At 72.7% G+C, this 15,379-nt stretch carries 14 protein-coding genes; 7 read left to right on the top strand and 7 right to left on the bottom strand.

Going from position 1 to position 15,379, the window contains the following annotated elements; translation table 11 throughout:
* Window positions 1–35: 35 nt before the first annotated feature.
* From SCATT_RS11275 to thpR, 3 genes are all read left to right on the top strand, one after another.
* A complete protein-coding gene (locus tag SCATT_RS11275; protein ID WP_014143159.1) occupies window positions 36–494 on the top strand; it encodes a MarR family winged helix-turn-helix transcriptional regulator in 459 nt (152 codons plus the stop codon).
* 64 nt (window positions 495–558) lie between these two features.
* A complete protein-coding gene (locus tag SCATT_RS11270) occupies window positions 559–1,917 on the top strand; it encodes an MFS transporter (RefSeq protein ID WP_014143157.1) in 1,359 nt (452 codons plus the stop codon).
* A 38-nt stretch (window positions 1,918–1,955) separates the two neighbouring features.
* A complete protein-coding gene (gene thpR, locus SCATT_RS11265) occupies window positions 1,956–2,534 on the top strand; it encodes an RNA 2',3'-cyclic phosphodiesterase (RefSeq protein WP_041825071.1) in 579 nt (192 codons plus the stop codon).
* A gap of 135 nt (window positions 2,535–2,669) precedes the next feature.
* On the opposite strand, the gene SCATT_RS11260 is transcribed toward thpR, so the two are convergent.
* The 5 genes from SCATT_RS11260 to SCATT_RS11240 form a co-directional block, all read right to left on the bottom strand.
* Window positions 2,670–3,653 (bottom strand): aldo/keto reductase, encoded by a 984-nt coding sequence (locus tag SCATT_RS11260; protein ID WP_041824640.1) that lies wholly within the window; start codon window positions 3,651–3,653, stop codon window positions 2,670–2,672.
* 69 nt (window positions 3,654–3,722) lie between these two features.
* Window positions 3,723–4,226, bottom strand: a complete 504-nt coding sequence (locus tag SCATT_RS11255; protein WP_322972952.1) for an ATP-binding protein — start codon at window positions 4,224–4,226, stop codon at window positions 3,723–3,725.
* A gap of 190 nt (window positions 4,227–4,416) precedes the next feature.
* Window positions 4,417–5,424, bottom strand: a complete 1,008-nt coding sequence (locus SCATT_RS11250) for a tetratricopeptide repeat protein (RefSeq protein ID WP_014627862.1) — start codon at window positions 5,422–5,424, stop codon at window positions 4,417–4,419.
* A 66-nt stretch (window positions 5,425–5,490) separates the two neighbouring features.
* Window positions 5,491–5,721 (bottom strand): DUF397 domain-containing protein, encoded by a 231-nt coding sequence (locus SCATT_RS11245; protein WP_014143151.1) that lies wholly within the window; start codon window positions 5,719–5,721, stop codon window positions 5,491–5,493.
* Window positions 5,722–5,723: 2 nt separating this feature from the next.
* Window positions 5,724–6,554, bottom strand: a complete 831-nt coding sequence (locus SCATT_RS11240) for a helix-turn-helix domain-containing protein (protein ID WP_173405631.1) — start codon at window positions 6,552–6,554, stop codon at window positions 5,724–5,726.
* Window positions 6,555–6,795: 241 nt separating this feature from the next.
* Here SCATT_RS11240 and SCATT_RS11235 point away from each other — a divergent pair, with 241 nt between their 5' ends.
* The gene (locus tag SCATT_RS11235) at window positions 6,796–7,377 is read left to right on the top strand and encodes an ATP-binding protein (protein WP_231905069.1); all 582 of its coding nucleotides are present in this window, start codon (window positions 6,796–6,798) and stop codon (window positions 7,375–7,377) included.
* 59 nt (window positions 7,378–7,436) lie between these two features.
* Here SCATT_RS11235 and serC read toward each other — a convergent pair whose 3' ends face one another.
* The gene (gene serC, locus SCATT_RS11230; protein ID WP_014143148.1) at window positions 7,437–8,555 is read right to left on the bottom strand and encodes a phosphoserine transaminase; all 1,119 of its coding nucleotides are present in this window, start codon (window positions 8,553–8,555) and stop codon (window positions 7,437–7,439) included.
* Between the two features lie 85 nt (window positions 8,556–8,640).
* On the opposite strand from serC, the gene SCATT_RS11225 reads away from it, so the two are divergent.
* A complete protein-coding gene (locus tag SCATT_RS11225) occupies window positions 8,641–11,463 on the top strand; it encodes an FAD-binding and (Fe-S)-binding domain-containing protein (protein ID WP_014143147.1) in 2,823 nt (940 codons plus the stop codon).
* Window positions 11,464–11,518: 55 nt separating this feature from the next.
* Here the strand turns inward: SCATT_RS11225 and SCATT_RS11220 are convergent, their stop codons facing one another.
* Window positions 11,519–12,619: a citrate synthase 2 gene (locus tag SCATT_RS11220; protein ID WP_014143146.1), complete on the bottom strand. Its 1,101-nt coding sequence runs from the start codon at window positions 12,617–12,619 to the stop codon at window positions 11,519–11,521.
* A 439-nt stretch (window positions 12,620–13,058) separates the two neighbouring features.
* Here SCATT_RS11220 and pdxH point away from each other — a divergent pair, with 439 nt between their 5' ends.
* Both pdxH and SCATT_RS11210 read left to right on the top strand, forming a co-directional pair.
* The gene (pdxH, locus tag SCATT_RS11215) at window positions 13,059–13,685 is read left to right on the top strand and encodes a pyridoxamine 5'-phosphate oxidase (protein WP_014143145.1); all 627 of its coding nucleotides are present in this window, start codon (window positions 13,059–13,061) and stop codon (window positions 13,683–13,685) included.
* A 356-nt stretch (window positions 13,686–14,041) separates the two neighbouring features.
* Complete coding sequence (locus tag SCATT_RS11210) at window positions 14,042–15,367, top strand: PAS domain-containing protein (RefSeq protein WP_014627857.1); 1,326 nt, start codon at window positions 14,042–14,044, stop codon at window positions 15,365–15,367.
* Window positions 15,368–15,379 lie beyond the last annotated feature (12 nt).

Genomic DNA, 15,379 nt, shown 5'->3' with positions numbered 1-15,379 from the left:
TTCGTTAGGCAAAGTAATGAGGTAAGCTAAAGATCGTGACCGAACTGTCCGAGGACGACCTCGCCGCGGTGAACTCCCTCCGCTCCGCCATCCTGCGGCTCTCCCGCCGGATGCGGCGCGGCGTGCCCCATGTGGTGGGCCAGGGGGCGCCCGATGAGTCGCTCAGCTTCACCGAGATGTCGGTCCTGGGCCTGCTGGTGCGCTGCGGTTCGGCGACGCCGGGGGAACTGGCCCGCAAGGAGCACGTCCAGCCGCCGTCGATGACCCGCATCGTGGCGATGCTGGAGGCCAAGGGGCTGGTCCGCCGCGAACCCCACCCGGAGGACCGCCGGCAGGTCATGGTCAGCAGCACCGAGGCGGCCGAGGCGATGCTCGCCGAGAGCCGCCGCCGGCGCAACGCGTGGCTGGCCGGCCTCGCCGAGGGCCTCACCGACGAGGAGTGGGCCGTGCTGCGTGACGCGGCCCCCACCCTGGAGAAGCTGGCCCACCTCTAGCCCGGCCCGCACCACGAACGGCAACCGCACACCCGGCGCCCCCGCCAGTTAAGGAGAGACCCCCTTGAGTTCGGCCCCCGGAGCAGACCCCGCACCCGGATCGAACCCCACCACCCCGACGACCACGGCCAAGCGCTCCACCTTCAGCTCGCTCAAGGTCCGCAACTACCGGCTCTTCGCCACCGGTGCCGTGATATCCAACACCGGCACCTGGATGTCCCGCATCGCGCAGGACTGGCTGGTGCTCAGCCTCACCGGCTCCTCCACCGCGGTGGGCGTCACCACCGCCATGCAGTTCCTGCCGATGCTGCTCTTCGGGCTCTACGGCGGCGTCATCGCCGACCGCTACCCCAAGCGCCGCCTGCTGCTGGTCACGCAGTCCACCATGGGCCTGCTCGGCCTGCTGCTGGCCGCGCTCACCCTCAGCGGCCACGTCCAGGTCTGGCACGTGTACGCCATCGCGTTCCTGCTCGGCGTGGTGACCGTGGTCGACAACCCCACCCGCCAGTCCTTCGTGGTCGAGATGGTCGGCCCCCAGGACGTCCGCAACGCGGTCAGCCTCAACTCGGCGAACTTCCAGACCGCCCGCCTCATCGGCCCCGCCGTCGCCGGCGCGCTGATCACCGCGGTCGGCAGCGGCTGGGCCTTCCTGATCAACGGGCTGTCGTTCGGCGCCCCGCTGATCGGCCTGCTGCTGATGCGCCCCGCCGAGCTCCACGAGGTCCAGCGGGCCCCGCGCGGCAAGGGCCAGCTACGGGAGGGCCTGCGGTACGTGGCCGGGCGACCCGACCTGATGTGGACGATCGTGCTGGTCGGCTTCATCGGCACCTTCGGCTTCAACTTCGCCATCTGGCTCTCCGCCTTCGCGCAGGGCGTCTTCCGCTCCGGCGCCGGCACCTACGGGCTCTTCAACAGCGCCATGGCGATCGGCTCGCTGATCGGCGCGCTGCTCGCCGCCCGCCGGGCCACCACCCGGATGCGGATGCTGCTCTTCGCGGCGATGGCGTTCGGCCTGCTGGAGATGGTGGCCGCTCTGTCGCCCTCGCTGTGGATCTTCACCGGGCTGCTGGTGGTGATCGGCGTCTTCGGCATCACCGTCAACACCACGGCCAACTCCTCGGTGCAGCTCGGCACCGATCCGGCGATGCGCGGCCGGGTGATGAGCTTGTTCATGATGGTCTTCACCGGCGGCACCCCGCTGGGCGGTCCGCTGGTCGGCTGGGTCACCGACACCTACGGCCCCCGGATCGGCTTCCTCAGCGGCGGCCTGGTCTCCGCGGGCGCCGCGGTCTTCATCGCCGTGATGCTCGCCCGGGTCGGCGGGCTGCGGCTCAAGGTCGGGCTGCGCTCCGGCCGCCCGCACGTACGGTTCGTACCCCGGGACGGCGGCCGGACCGCCGAGGACGTCACGGTCGCTGCGTGACGTCCTCCCCCCCGGCCGGGGACGGCACACTGGAGTCGATGAGACTCTTCGTGGCGGTGGCCCCGCCGGACGAGGCGCTGCGTGAACTGGGCGACGTGGTCGACGGCCTGCGCGCCCTCCCCGGCGCCGACGCGTTGCGCTGGACCGGCCCCGAGCAGTGGCACCTGACGCTCGCCTTCCTCGGCGAGGTGGCCGAGGACACCCTGCCCGACCTGCGCGAACGCCTCGCCAGGGCAGCCCGCCGACACCCGCCGGCCCGACTGCGGCTGGCCGGCGGCGGACGCTTCGGCGACCGCGTGCTGTGGGCCGGCGTCACCGGCCACACCCCCGAGCTGGGCCGCCTGGCCGCCTCGGTGAACGCCGCCGCCCGCCACGCCGGCATCGCCCTGGACGAGGAGCGCCGCTTCACCGCCCACCTGACCCTGGCCCGCAACCGCGGCCACACCAGGCTGCGCCCGTTCGCCGAACCGCTCGCCGACTTCGCCGGCCGCGACTGGACGGCCCGGGAGATCGCCCTGATCCGCAGCAACCTCCCGGCCCCCGCGTCCGCCGCCCCCGGCGCCCCTGGACCCCGGCCGCGCTACCAGACCCTGGGGACCTGGCCGCTGGGTCACTGACCCCTTCCGGTTACGCTCATGGGGTGGATCCCAAGACCCGTACCCGAGTGATGACCGCCGCGTTGGTACTGCTGCTGGCGGTCGTGGTGGTGGCCGCCGCCATGAAGTGAGGCACCCCGGCCCGCGCCGTGGCGGTCACCAGGCGAACGCCTCCGGGGACGGGCCCGGGCCCGGGAAGACCTCCTCCAGCGCGGTCAGGAACTCCGGCGCCGGCTTCAGCTCGACCGCCCGCAGCGCCGACTCCAGCTGTCCGGCGGTCCGCGGTCCCACGATCGGCCCGGTGACCCCGGGCCGGGTGAGCAGCCAGGCCAGCGCCACCTCGCCGGGCTCGTGGCCGTGCTCTGCGCACAGGTCCTCGTACGCCTGGATCTGCTCGCGCCGGGACGCGTTCTTCAGCGCGTCCGCCGAGCGCCCCTGGGCGGAACGTCCCCCGGCCCGCTCCCGCTCCTTGCGGATGGCCCCGCCCAGCAGCCCGCCGTGCAGCGGCGACCACGGGATCACCCCGAGCCCGTACTCCTGCGCCGCCGGGACCACCTCCATCTCGGCGCGCCGCTCCACCAGGTTGTACAGGCACTGCTCGGAGACGAGCCCCAGCGAGCCCCGCCGCGCCGCGGCCTCGTTGGCCCGCGCGATGTGCCAACCGGCGAAGTTGGACGACCCCGCGTAGAGCACCTTGCCCTGCTGGACGAGGACGTCGATCGCCTGCCAGATCTCGTCCCACGGGGTCCCGCGGTCCACGTGGTGGAACTGGTACAGGTCGATGTGGTCGGTGCCGAGCCGCCTCAGGCTCGCCTCGGCGGCGCGGCGGATGTGGAGGGCGGAGAGCCTGCCCTCGTTGGGCCACTCGCCCATCTGCCCGTAGACCTTGGTGGCCAGCACGGTCTTCTCCCGCCGTCCGCCGCCCTTGGCGAACCACGACCCGATGATCTCCTCCGTGCGCCCCTTGTTCTCGCCCCATCCGTAGACGTTGGCGGTGTCGAAGAAGTTGACCCCCGCCTCCAGGGCGGCGTCCATGATCGCGTGGCTCTCCGCCTCCTCGGTCAGCGGGCCGAAGTTCATGGTGCCCAGCACCAGTCGGGAGACCTTCAATCCGGTACGTCCGAGCTGCGTATACTCCATGGCCGTCAAGCCAAGCCGTTGGAGTGCGCTCGAATCAAGGGTGCCTTCCGGGCGATCCGGATCGCCATCTCACGGCAGGAACGGGCAACGTGACGCGATGGTGGACCGCACGCCGTTCGGCAACGGCAAGGACACCCGCACGAACTTGCCCGCTCCGTCCCAGTCCGGCCTGATGAAGACATCACCGCGGTGTGCGGCGGCCAGCTCACGCACTATGGACAGCCCCCGTCCGGACTCCGCTTCGCCGGACACCTGATGACGCATGGCCGTGTACGGTCCGTGGCGGTCGCCGTTGCGGCCATGCACGGAGAGCTCCAGCCGTTCGCCCGTGTGCCCCAGGGTGAGCCGCCCCCAGGGATACGCGTCCGCCGCGTGCCGACGGACGTTGGTCACCAACTCCGAGACGATGACCTCGACATCGGCCGCCAGGTCGGGGATGGACGCCAACCCCCACTGCTCCAGCATCCACCGGGCTTTACGCCGACAGGACCGGGCGGCAGCCACGTCCGTGATGCGAAAACTCGCGCAGTCCCAGCCACCAGTGGCTACCGGCCCGAACACCTCAGGAGACATCACCGACGTGGCGGTAGGGTAGCGATAAGTAGCCGCGCGATTACCCCGTTCACGCGAAGGTGTGACGGCCCCTGGGCGGCCTCGACATCCCTGCCTTCGACGGCCCGCCCCGGGCCGCGGTCCTCGGGCACGGATACCTCCAACTCCTCCCGGAGCGCGGGGATCACCGTCGCTGGAGGCGACCGGCAGGCTACGTGGCTCGACCGGCGAGCCGTTCCTTCAACTCCTGGGCGGCGCCGGTGTCGGGGAGATGGGGCAGGCGGGCCGTAATGTTGCCGACCGCGTCGTTGATCCGGACCGACTGCACGCCCTCGGCACAGTCCACGAACTCGTGCCAGGTCGCGAGAGCCGTCTCGGTGTCGCCCCGCTTGAGCTGTACCTGACCGAGGTCGGCCAGCACGATCGCGCGGGTGCGCTTGCGGTCGAGCCCGTGAATGTCGAGGGCGAGGTGCAGATGCTCCTCGGCGGCCGGCAGGTCGCCGAGCGAGGCGTGGATCATGCCAGACTCGTGCGCCCACCGGCCGGGGCTGTAATGCGAGGCCCACGACGCGCCGGGCTTGGCGGGCGCGTGTTCGATCGCGGCCTGGGAGGCGGTCAGCATCGCCGCGGCGATGGTGCTGTCGCCGTCGGCCGCGGCGGCGCGGGCGTAGGTGTTCCGGTAGTACGCCAGCGCCTTGGGGTTGGTCAGCTTGCGGCCCTGATGCTCGCACGCCTCGGCGAGCCGGACGGCGGCGGGGACGTGCCCGAGGTCGATGGCCTGGTCCGCCAGCCCCCGCAGCGCGGTGGCCGCGAGCTCGTTCTCTCCGGCCTCCGCGGCCAGCTTGAACGAGTGGACGTGATAGCGCTGCGCGAGGCCCTGTTCCCCGGCATCGCGCGCCATCCACCCGATGAGCTGGAGGAGTTGAGAGGTCGCGGCGAACAGTTCGCGGCCGGTCTTCTCGGTGTACGCGCCGTCTAGCCAGGGCTTGACGTCGTCGATGAGGTAGCGCACGGCCAGGTGGCGTGCGTGGCCGCCGCCGAGTTCGGAGGCGGCGTCGCCCAGCGCCGTGGTCATGGAATGGATCGCGGCCACTTCACCCATGCCCACCCTGACCGGGCCCGGGCGCTTGACACGTCGGGTGATCGCTTCGGCGTCGGTGAGGTCGAGCGCTGCCAGGCCGACGGCAGCGGTCGCGGTCAGGAACTGCCGTCGCTCCACGTCGATCCTCCCGAGCAGTGTGGCCGAGGCCACGTATCGCCGACCGGTGCGGGCTCGCCGCCAGGCTCAGCCCCCGAACACCCCGGCCCGCACGTCGGCGACGAACGCGGCGAACGCCTCCGGCGGGACGAGGAGGGCGGGCCCGTCGGGATCCTTGGAGTCACGGATGGCGACGGATGCGTGGGGGGTGGCGGTGAGGTCGGCTACCTCGACGCACGCGGTGCCGTTGTTTTCGCTGTACGAGGACTTGAACCACGAGCTTTCGGGGATGGCTTCGAGTGCCGTGCGATGGGTCATGATCACATCTCCCGGGCTAGTCGGTGCAGGAACTTCGGGGTCTCGCTCGGCGCCAGAGCGCCGGCCCGCAGGGCGTCGAACTGTCGTGAGAAGGCCCAGACGGTGACATCTTTGTCGTTGACGTTGGATCCGTCCAGGCCGTCGGACTGGACGACGGTGGGTAGCGGTGTCGTGAACTCCAGGAGCGTGAAGTTGCTGGCGGAGCGGTACGTGACGGCGTCCAGCGGAAGGATCTGCACGGTCACGTGGTCGAGGGCGGCAAGCCTGATGATTTCCTCGTACTGCTCCCGCATCACGTCATGACCGCCTACGACACGTCGCAGTACGGCCTCGTCGAGGATGGCCCACAGCTTGGTCGGTTTCTCTCGGCGGGTGAGGATCTGCTTGCGCTCAATGCGGAGTTGGATGCCGCGTTCCACGAACTCGGTCGTCGTCTCGTGGACCGGTTTCGCGGTGGTGAACAATTCCCTCGCGTAGCGCTCGGTTTGCAGCAGCCCCAGCACAACGCTGGGTTGCCACGCGCGGATCGAGTGGGCGCCGCTTTCCAGGCCGACGTACATGGCCATGCCCGACGGCATCGTTGATCGATACTGCGCCCACCACCCGCGATTGAGCGAGTCGCGGTGCGTTTCGACCAGGAAGGCGATGTCTTCCTCGTCGTCCACGCCGTAGCGCTCCAGAAGCATACGGAGGTCGGCGACCTTGGGCAGCGCCGTCAAGCCGTTCTCCACGCGGTGGAGTTTGGAGACGGAGAACGTCAACCCGGATACCGCTTCCGCGAGGGTGAATCCGCATCTTTCGCGCAAGCGTTTGAGTTCCCAGCCGAGTTGCATCCGCCGGACGGTAGGTCCGGTTGGTGCTGCCACGAGTCCACCTCCTGGGCGGTCGAGCTCACTGCGACAGGTTGCGGGTCAGAGTGTGGCACCCCGAAGTCACGATTGCATGGCTGATAGCGAACTCCATCACATATGCCATCTCTTGCGGGATTTTCGGTCTTGATTGCGCGGTAACTTCCGCTTGGCGCACGCTGTTTGGGCCCCGACAGGCGCGACCGACTGCGAGGTCCCCATGACCATGTCCCCGGCTACCGGCTTCAGCCAGACCCTGCCGTGTGAGGCGGCCAGCGCTCGCCGCGCGCGGATACTGGTCGGCGCGGCGTTGTCGGCCTGGGGGATGGGGGGTCTCGCCGACGTCGGCGAAGTGGTCGTGTCCGAGCTGGTCGGCAACGCCGTCACGCATGCTCGGAGCCGTCGCCTCCGGGTGACGGCGACCCGGCTGGGGGATCAGCGGGAGCGGGTGACCGTGAGCGACACCGACCGCCGTCTGCCCGTGCCGCGGGCCGCCTCCGCGGACGACGAGCACGGCCGCGGCCTGGCCATGGTCGCCCCGCTGTCCGAGCGCTGGGGCACCGATGTGAGGCGGTGGGGGAAGCTGGTGTGGGCCGAGATCACGGCGGCCGTTCCGGCTCCCTCGTCCGTCCGCGATCCGGCGGCGCCGACCGGCGCGGAAGCGGGCGACCCCGGGCGGCCGGTCCACCCGTTCCGTACGGATCCCATGGGCGGCCTCGACATCCCCGCCTTCGACGGCCCCGCGCTGACCGACGAGGAGATCGAGGAGACGCTGCGGGGCATGGCCTGCGACGCGGACGACCTCTGACCGCACACGGCCCGACATCCCCGGGCCCACCCCTCGGGCGGCCCGGGGCGTCCGACGGGCTACAGCCGCTCGATCACGTAGTCCACGCAGGCCGTCAGCGCCTCGACGTCCGAGGGGTCGACGGCCGGGAACATGGCGACGCGCAGTTGGTTGCGGCCGAGTTTGCGGTAGGGCTCGGTGTCGACGATGCCGTTGGCGCGCAGGGCCTTGGCGACGGCGGTGGCGTCGACGGAGTCGGCGAAGTCGATGGTGCCGACGACCTGGGAGCGCTTGGCCGGGTCGGTGACGAACGGGGTGGCGTGGGCGGACTTCTCGGCCCAGCCGTACAGGCGGGAGGAGGAGTCGGCGGTGCGCCGGACGGCCCAGTCGAGGCCGCCCTGGCCGTTGATCCACTTCAGTTGCTGGTCGAGGAGGAAGAGGGTGGCCAGCGCGGGGGTGTTGTACGTCTGGTTCTTGCGCGAGTTGTCGATCGCGGTCGGCAGGTCGAAGAAGGCCGGGATGTGGCGGTCGGAGCCGGCGATCTCGGCGGCGCGTTCCAGGGCGGCGGGGGAGAGGACGGCGAGCCACAGTCCGCCGTCGGCGGCGAACGACTTCTGCGGCGCGAAGTAGTAGACGTCGGTCTCCGTGATGTCGACCGGCAGGCCGCCCGCGCCGGAGGTGGCGTCCACCAGCACCAGGGCGCCCTCGTCGGCGCCGGCCACCCGCCGGATCGGGGCGGCGACACCGGTGGAGGTCTCGTTGTGGGTGAACGCGTACACGTCCACCCCGGACTCGGCCGCCGGGACCGGGTGGTCACCGGGGTCGGCGGAGATCACCGTCGGCTCGGCCAGCCACGGCGCCGCCTTGGCGGCCTTGGCGAACTTCGAGGAGAACTCGCCGAAGGACAGGTGCTGCGACTTCGACCGGATCAGCCCGTGGGTGGCGATGTCCCAGAACGCGGTGGAACCGCCGTTGCCGAGCACGACCTCGTACCCGTCGGGCAGCGAGAACAGCTCGCGGACGCCCTCGCGGACCGATCCGACGAGGTTCTTCACCGGCGCCTGGCGGTGCGAGGTGCCGAGCAGCGAGGTACCGGTGGCGGCCAGCGCGGTCAGCGCCTCGGTGCGCACCTTGGACGGACCCGAGCCGAAGCGACCGTCGGCGGGCTTGAGATCTGCGGGAATCTGGATGTCGGCCACGAGCGGAAGCGTAATTGGTCCGCCACGGGTTTTCCGACGCCGGTCCAGCGGGTGAGACGCGGCGTCCCGGGGGATCTCTACCGCCATGGAGAAGGCCACGGACGAGCGTGCGGAACTGGAACGGGCGTTGCGGCGGGCGGTGCGCGGGGAGGTCGCGGCCGACCCGGCGAGCCGGGCGCTGACCACGATGGACGCCTCCAACTACCGTCGGGTGCCGCGGGTGGTGGTGGCCCCGCGCGACGCCGGTGACGTGGCCGCCGCGCTCGCGGTCTGCGCCGGCCACGGCGTGCCGGTGGTGCCCCGGGGCGGTGCCACCTCCATCGCCGGCCAGGCCACCGGCACCGGGGTGGTCCTCGACTTCACCCGGCACATGAACCGGGTGACCGCGCTCGACCCCGAGGCCCGTACCGCCGTCGTCCAGCCCGGCGTGGTCCTCGACACGCTGCGGGGGCTCGCCGCCCGGCACGGGCTCACCTTCGGCCCCGACCCGTCCACCCACAGCCGCTGCACCCTCGGCGGCATGATCGGCAACAACGCCTGCGGCGCCCACTCGGTGGCCTGGGGCACCACCGCCGACAACGTCCTGGCGCTGGACGCCCTCACCTACGGCGGCGAACGCCTGCGGGCCGGCCGGGGCACCGACGGGCTGCCGCCCCGGCTGCGCGCCGGGATCGCCGAGCTGACCGGCGGCCACCTCGCCCTGCTGCGCACCGGCTACCCCGACCTGCCCCGGCGCATCTCCGGCTACGCCCTCGACGCGCTGCTGCCCGAACGCGGTACCGACGTCGCCCGCGCCCTCACCGGCAGCGAGGGCACCCTCGCGGTGGTGACCGAGGCCACCGTGCGGCTGGTGGCGTCGCCCGCGGCCCGCGCGCTGGCGGTGCTCGGCTACCCCGACGAGGGCGCCGCCGCCGACGCCGTCCCCGCGCTGCTGCCGCTCTCCCCGCTCACCGTCGAGGGCATGGCCGCCGACCTGGCCGGAACCGCCGCGCGCACCCTGCCGGACGGCACCGCCTGGCTCTTCGTGGAGACCGGCGGGGCGACCCCGGCCGAGGCGGCGCACACCGCCCGCCTGGTGTGCGCCGCCTCCGGCGCCGCCGCGAGCGAGGTGGTCACCGACCCGGCCGCGCGGCGCGCGCTGTGGCGGCTGCGCGAGGACGCGGCCGGCACCGCCACCCGGATGCCCGACGGCACCGAGGCGTGGCCCGGCTGGGAGGACTGCGCCGTCCCGCCCGCCCGGCTCGGCGGCTACCTGCGGGAGTTCCGCGCCCTGCTGTCCCGGTACGGGCTGCGCGGCGTGCCCTACGGCCACTTCGGCGAGGGCTGCGTCCACGTCCGCGTCGACTTCGACCTGCTCACCCCGGACGGCGTCGCCCGCTACCGGGACTTCTCCACCGACCTCGCCGCGCTCGTGGTCGCCCACGGCGGCTCCCTGTCCGGCGAACACGGCGACGGCCAGGCCCGCGCCGAACTCCTCCCGGCGATGTACGGCGGTGAACTGGTCGCCCTCTTCCACCGGTTCAAGGACCTGTGGGACCCGGCCGGCGGCCTCAACCCCGGCATCCTGGCCCGCCCCGCGCGGCTCGACGAGAACCTGCGGTTCGCCGTGCTGCCGCGCCGCCCGGTGGACGTGGCCTTCGGATACCCGCAGGACGGCGGCGACTTCACGGCCGCGGTGCGCCGCTGCGTCGGGGTCGCCAAGTGCCGCTCCACCGAGGTGTCGGCGCAGGTGATGTGCCCGTCCTTCCGGGTCACCGGCGAGGAACGCCACTCCACCCGGGGCCGCGCCCGGCTGCTGCACGAGATGCTCGCCGGCGAGGTGGTCACCGGCGGCTGGCGCTCACCCGAGGTGCGGGACGCGCTCGACCTCTGCCTGGCCTGCAAGGGGTGCCGTTCGGACTGCCCGGTCGGGGTGGACATGGCCACCTACAAGGCGGAGTTCCTGTACCACCACTACGCGGGCCGGCCGCGTCCGGTCGCGCACCACACCATGGGCGCGCTGCCCCGGTGGCTGCGTGCCGCCGCCGCGCTGCGGCTGCCGCCGGTGCTCAACGCGCTCGCCCGCACCCCGCTGGCGGCGGTGGCCAAACGGCTCGGCGGGATCACCCCGGAACGCGCGATCCCGCCGCTGGCCACCGAGCCGTTCACCCGCTGGTGGCGGGCGGACGGCCGGGCCGGGGACGATCCGGCCGCCGGCCCCGCCGTGGTGCTGTGGCCCGACACCTTCACCACGTACCTGCGCCCCGAGGCGGGCCGGGCCGCGGTACGGGTGCTGCGCGCCGCCGGGCTGCGGGTCGTGGTGCCGCCCGCCCCGGTGTGCTGCGGGCTCACCTGGGTCACCACCGGGCAGCTCGACCGGGCCCGCGCGGTGATGGGCCGCGCGCTGGACGTGCTGCGCCCCGCGCTCGACGCCGGGCTCCCCGTCGTCGGCCTCGAACCGAGCTGCACCGCCGCGCTCCGCAGCGACCTGCCCGAACTCCTCGGCACCGCCGACGCCCGGCGGCTGGCCGGTGTGGTGCGCACCTTCGCCCAGGCGCTCGCCGAGTACGCCCCCGACTGGCGTCCGCCGCGTGTCGACCGTCCGGTGACCGGGCAGACCCACTGCCACCAGCACGCCGTCCTCGGCGACGCGGCCGAGCGTCGGCTGCGTGAACTCGCCGGGCTCACCGGTGAGCTGACCGGCGGCTGCTGCGGACTCGCCGGTGACTTCGGCTTCGTACGCGGCCACTTCGAGGTCTCCCGCGCCCTGGCCGAGGAACAGCTCCTCCCCGCGGTGCGTTCCGCCCCGCCCGGCGCGGTCGTCCTCGCCGACGGCTTCTCCTGCCGCACCCAGCTCGCCCAGCTCGGCGGGGTGACGGGGCGTCACCTCGCGGAGGTGCTCGCCGAGGCGCTGCCCGGCACGGCGTGAACGCGGCGGCGGCCCGCCCCCGTTGCCCCGGAGGCGGGCCGCCGTGGCGCGGACGTCACTTGCCGATGGCGTCCCAGCCCTCGACCTCGCGCGGGTTGCGCGGGCCCGGACCCATGTAACGGGCGGAGGGGCGCACCAGCCGCCCGGTGCGCTTCTGCTCCAGGATGTGCGCCGACCAGCCGGCCGTGCGGGCGCAGGTGAACATCGAGGTGAACATGTGCGCCGGCACCTCGGCGAAGTCGAGCATGATGGCCGCCCAGAACTCCACGTTGGTGGCGAGCACCCGGTCCGGGCGGCGGTTGTGCAGCTCCTCCAGCGCCGCCTTCTCCAGCGCCTCGGCCACCTCGTAACGCGGCGCGCCCAGCTCCTTGGCGGTACGCCGCAGCACCCGGGCGCGCGGGTCCTCGGCCCGGTAGACCCGGTGGCCGAAGCCCATCAGCCGCTCGCCCTTGTCCAGCGTCTTCTTCACGTACGCCGTCGCGTCGCCGGTGCGCTCGATCTCCTCGATCATCCCGAGCACCCGGGAGGGGGCGCCGCCGTGCAGCGGGCCGGACATGGCGCCCACCGCGCCGGAGAGCGCGGCGGCCACGTCGGCGCCGGTGGAGGCGATCACCCGGGCGGTGAACGTGGAGGCGTTCATGCCGTGCTCGGCGGCCGAGGTCCAGTAGGCGTCAACGGCCTTGACGTGCTTGGGGTCGGGCTCGCCGCGCCAGCGGATCATGAAGCGCTCGACGATGGTCTCCGCCTTGTCGATCTCGCGCTGCGGCACCATCGGCAGCCCCTGGCCACGCGCCGACTGGGCGACGTAGCTGAGCGCCATCACCGCGGCCCGCGCCAGGTCGTCGCGGGCCTGGGAGGCGTCGATGTCCAGCAGCGGCTTCAGCCCCCACACCGGCGCCAGCATCGCCAGCGCCGACTGCACGTCCACCCGGATGTCACCGGAGTGCACCGGGATCGGGAACGGCTCGGCCGGCGGCAGCCCGGGGTTGAACTTGCCGTCGACCAGCAGCCCCCAGACGTTGCCGAACGACACCTGCCCCACCAGGTCCTCGATGTCGACGCCCCGGTAGCGCAGGGAACCGCCTTCCTTGTCCGGCTCGGCGATCTCCGTTTCGAACGCGACGATTCCCTCAAGCCCGGGTACGAAATCGGACATCAGGCGGCTCCTTCGAACGTGGTCGGGTACGGGTGGCCGGTGAGCCAGGTCCCTTGGTCGGATGCGCGGACGGGATGGCGTACGTACCCGTGCCGGAACATCTCGGTCCTGCCCCCGCTCGACCGCCGGTCACCCCGCGGGGCGGAACCGGGGCGGTGCGGGACGCGGCCCGGGCCGTGTGCCGACGAGGTGGCGGCCGTACCCGGGGGTAGCACAATATCTCTTGACGTCGAGAGGTCACAGGGGGCCGGACGTCGTTTTTCGTGGCGCACGGAGGATATGCGGCGAACCGGGACGGCGGCGGGCATCGTGGCGGGTCTCACACCGGGCCGCCGGCGGTCGCCGGCGAACCGGGTACCCGGTGCTGCAAGATGATCGGGTGCCCAGCCGTGACCCGCAACCAGAGCTTCCCGCAGACGGCCACCCCGACCTCGCGGCCATGCGCGCGGCCTACCGTGCCAACGGCCTCGTCGAGTCGGAGCTGGCCGACGACCCGTTCACCCAGTTCGCCCGCTGGTTCGCCGAGGCCGTGCACGCCGGGCTCGCCGAGCCCAACGCGATGGTGGTCTCCACCGCCGACGCCGAGGGCCGGCCCAGCTCCCGCACGGTGCTGCTCAAGGGGTACGACAACCGGGGCTTCGTCTTCTTCACCAACTACGAGTCCCGCAAGGGCCGCCAGCTGGCCGCCAACCCCTACGCCTCGCTGCTCTTCCCCTGGCACCCGATCGCCCGCCAGGTCATCGTCTGCGGTCCGGTGACCCGGGTGGGCCGGGAGGAGACGGTCGCCTACTTCCGCAGCCGCCCGCACGGCTCCCAACTCGGCGCCTGGGCCAGCGAACAGTCCGCCCCGATCGCCGGCCGCGAGGAGCTGGAACGCCGCTACCGCGACCTCGCCGCCCGCTACCCCGAGCCCGGCTCCGTCCCGGCGCCCCCGTTCTGGGGCGGCTTCCGGGTCGCCGTCGACACCATCGAGTTCTGGCAGGGCCGCGACAACCGCCTCCACGACCGCCTCGTCTACCGCCCCAAGGGCGACGACGGCTGGCTGGTGGAACGGCTGTGCCCGTGAGCCTCCGAGGGACGGATCACGGTACCCCCGGCTCCGGAGGGTGAGCGAACACAAAAAGGCAGACGACCCGCGGGCTGCTGCTCGGAACTGTCGTTCCGAGACCGGCCGGACGAGTCCGGTAGCCCACGGGTCGGGTGACTGCGTTGGATTGCGGCCCGCCATGCACACACGTACGCATCAGCGGACGAGGCGCGCGGCGTTAGCCCGCAGCCACCTCACACGTCCGATATGCATTCATTCGTCGGACCACCTCCCTTCTTGTGTACCCCCAGCCTAAGAACGCCCCCTGATCCCCGTCCAACCAATTTTCCGGAACTTCGTGTGGGCTGCGTCACAAGGGAGTTGAATGGGAAAATGTGCAGTCTCCCGATGCGCCTTCCCCCGCGAAGCCGCTGAACGTCGGTGATCAGCGGCTCCTCGCCGCGTTGCTCGACGGCATGGACGCCGCGCTGTGCGCCTTCGACAGCGACGGCGTCGTCACCCACTGGAACGGCGAGGCCACCCGGCTGCTCGGCTGGAGCGCCCAGGACGCCGTGGGCCGCCGCGGACTCGCCGGATGGGCGGTACGCGGCGGCGAGGGCGAGGCGCTGATGGCCCGGCTGCTCGCCGTGATGGCCGCCCCCGGCCGCCAGGTCCACGAGTTCCCGCTGCTCACCAAGGACGGCGGACGCATCCTGGTGCGCGCCCAGACCTGCGCCGTGCCCGGCCCGGACGGGCGGCCGGCCGGGGTCTACTGCGCCTTCTCCGAGATCCACGCCCAGATCGACCTGGAACGTTCGATGGCGCTCAGCGACGCCCTCTTCCAGGAGGCCGTCTGGGGCGTGGTGCTGATCGACGCGGACCTGCGGCCGGCCGTGGTCAACGACTACGCCGCCCGCGCCCTGCGCACCCCCAAGGAGGTGCTGCTCGGCCGCCCGCTCGGCGAGGTCCTCGACCAGGGCGTCGAGGAGATCGAGGGCGCCCTCGACCACGTTCTCTCCGCCGGCACCCCGCCGCCGCCCGCCGATTTATGGGTACGGCTGCGCACCGGGTCCGGGGAGGCCGACCGCGCCCCGCGGCGCTGCTGGCGCAGCGGGTTCGTACGGCTGGGCTCACCGCTGGGCGAGGAGCCGGCGCCGCTGGGGGTGGGCTGGCTCTTCGAGGACGTCACCGAGGCCAAGCTCGCCGAGCGCGAGGCGTCCCGGCTGCGTTTCCGTACCCAGCAGCTGCGGCGGGCGGCGCGGGTGGCCATCGAGTGCGCCGACCCGATGGACGCGGCCGTCGGATACCTGGACTTCGCGCTGGCCGGCTTCGCCGATCACGTGCTGCTCGACCTGCTGGACGCGCGGGGGCGGCCGGTGCGCGCGGCCGGCACGCCGGGCGGCCCCGGCCCCTGCCTGCCGGTGGGCCCGGCCGGCGTCCCGGTCGGCTATCCGCCGGGCCACCCCGCTCTCCAGGCGGTGGAACGCACCGGCTCGGTACGCGCCCGTGACCTCACCCCGGAGCAGGCCGCCCGGCACCGCTGGCCCCGGGGCACGCTCGGCGCGCTCTGCTCGGTGCTGCGCAGCCGGGGACGGACGCTGGGCGTGGTGACGTTCCTGCGCGGCGCCGGACGGCCGGTCTTCGACCACGAGGACGCGGCCTACGCGGAGGAGGTGGCGGCCCGGGTGGCGGCGGCGCTGGACCTGCTGCCGCCGCCGTGACCCGGCGGGACG

The organism is Streptantibioticus cattleyicolor NRRL 8057 = DSM 46488 (assembly GCF_000240165.1).
In the GTDB taxonomy this organism is placed as follows: Bacteria; Actinomycetota; Actinomycetes; order Streptomycetales; family Streptomycetaceae; genus Streptantibioticus; species Streptantibioticus cattleyicolor.
Note: the sequence above shows the minus strand (reverse complement) of the source record. Positions and strands in the feature narration are given on the sequence as shown.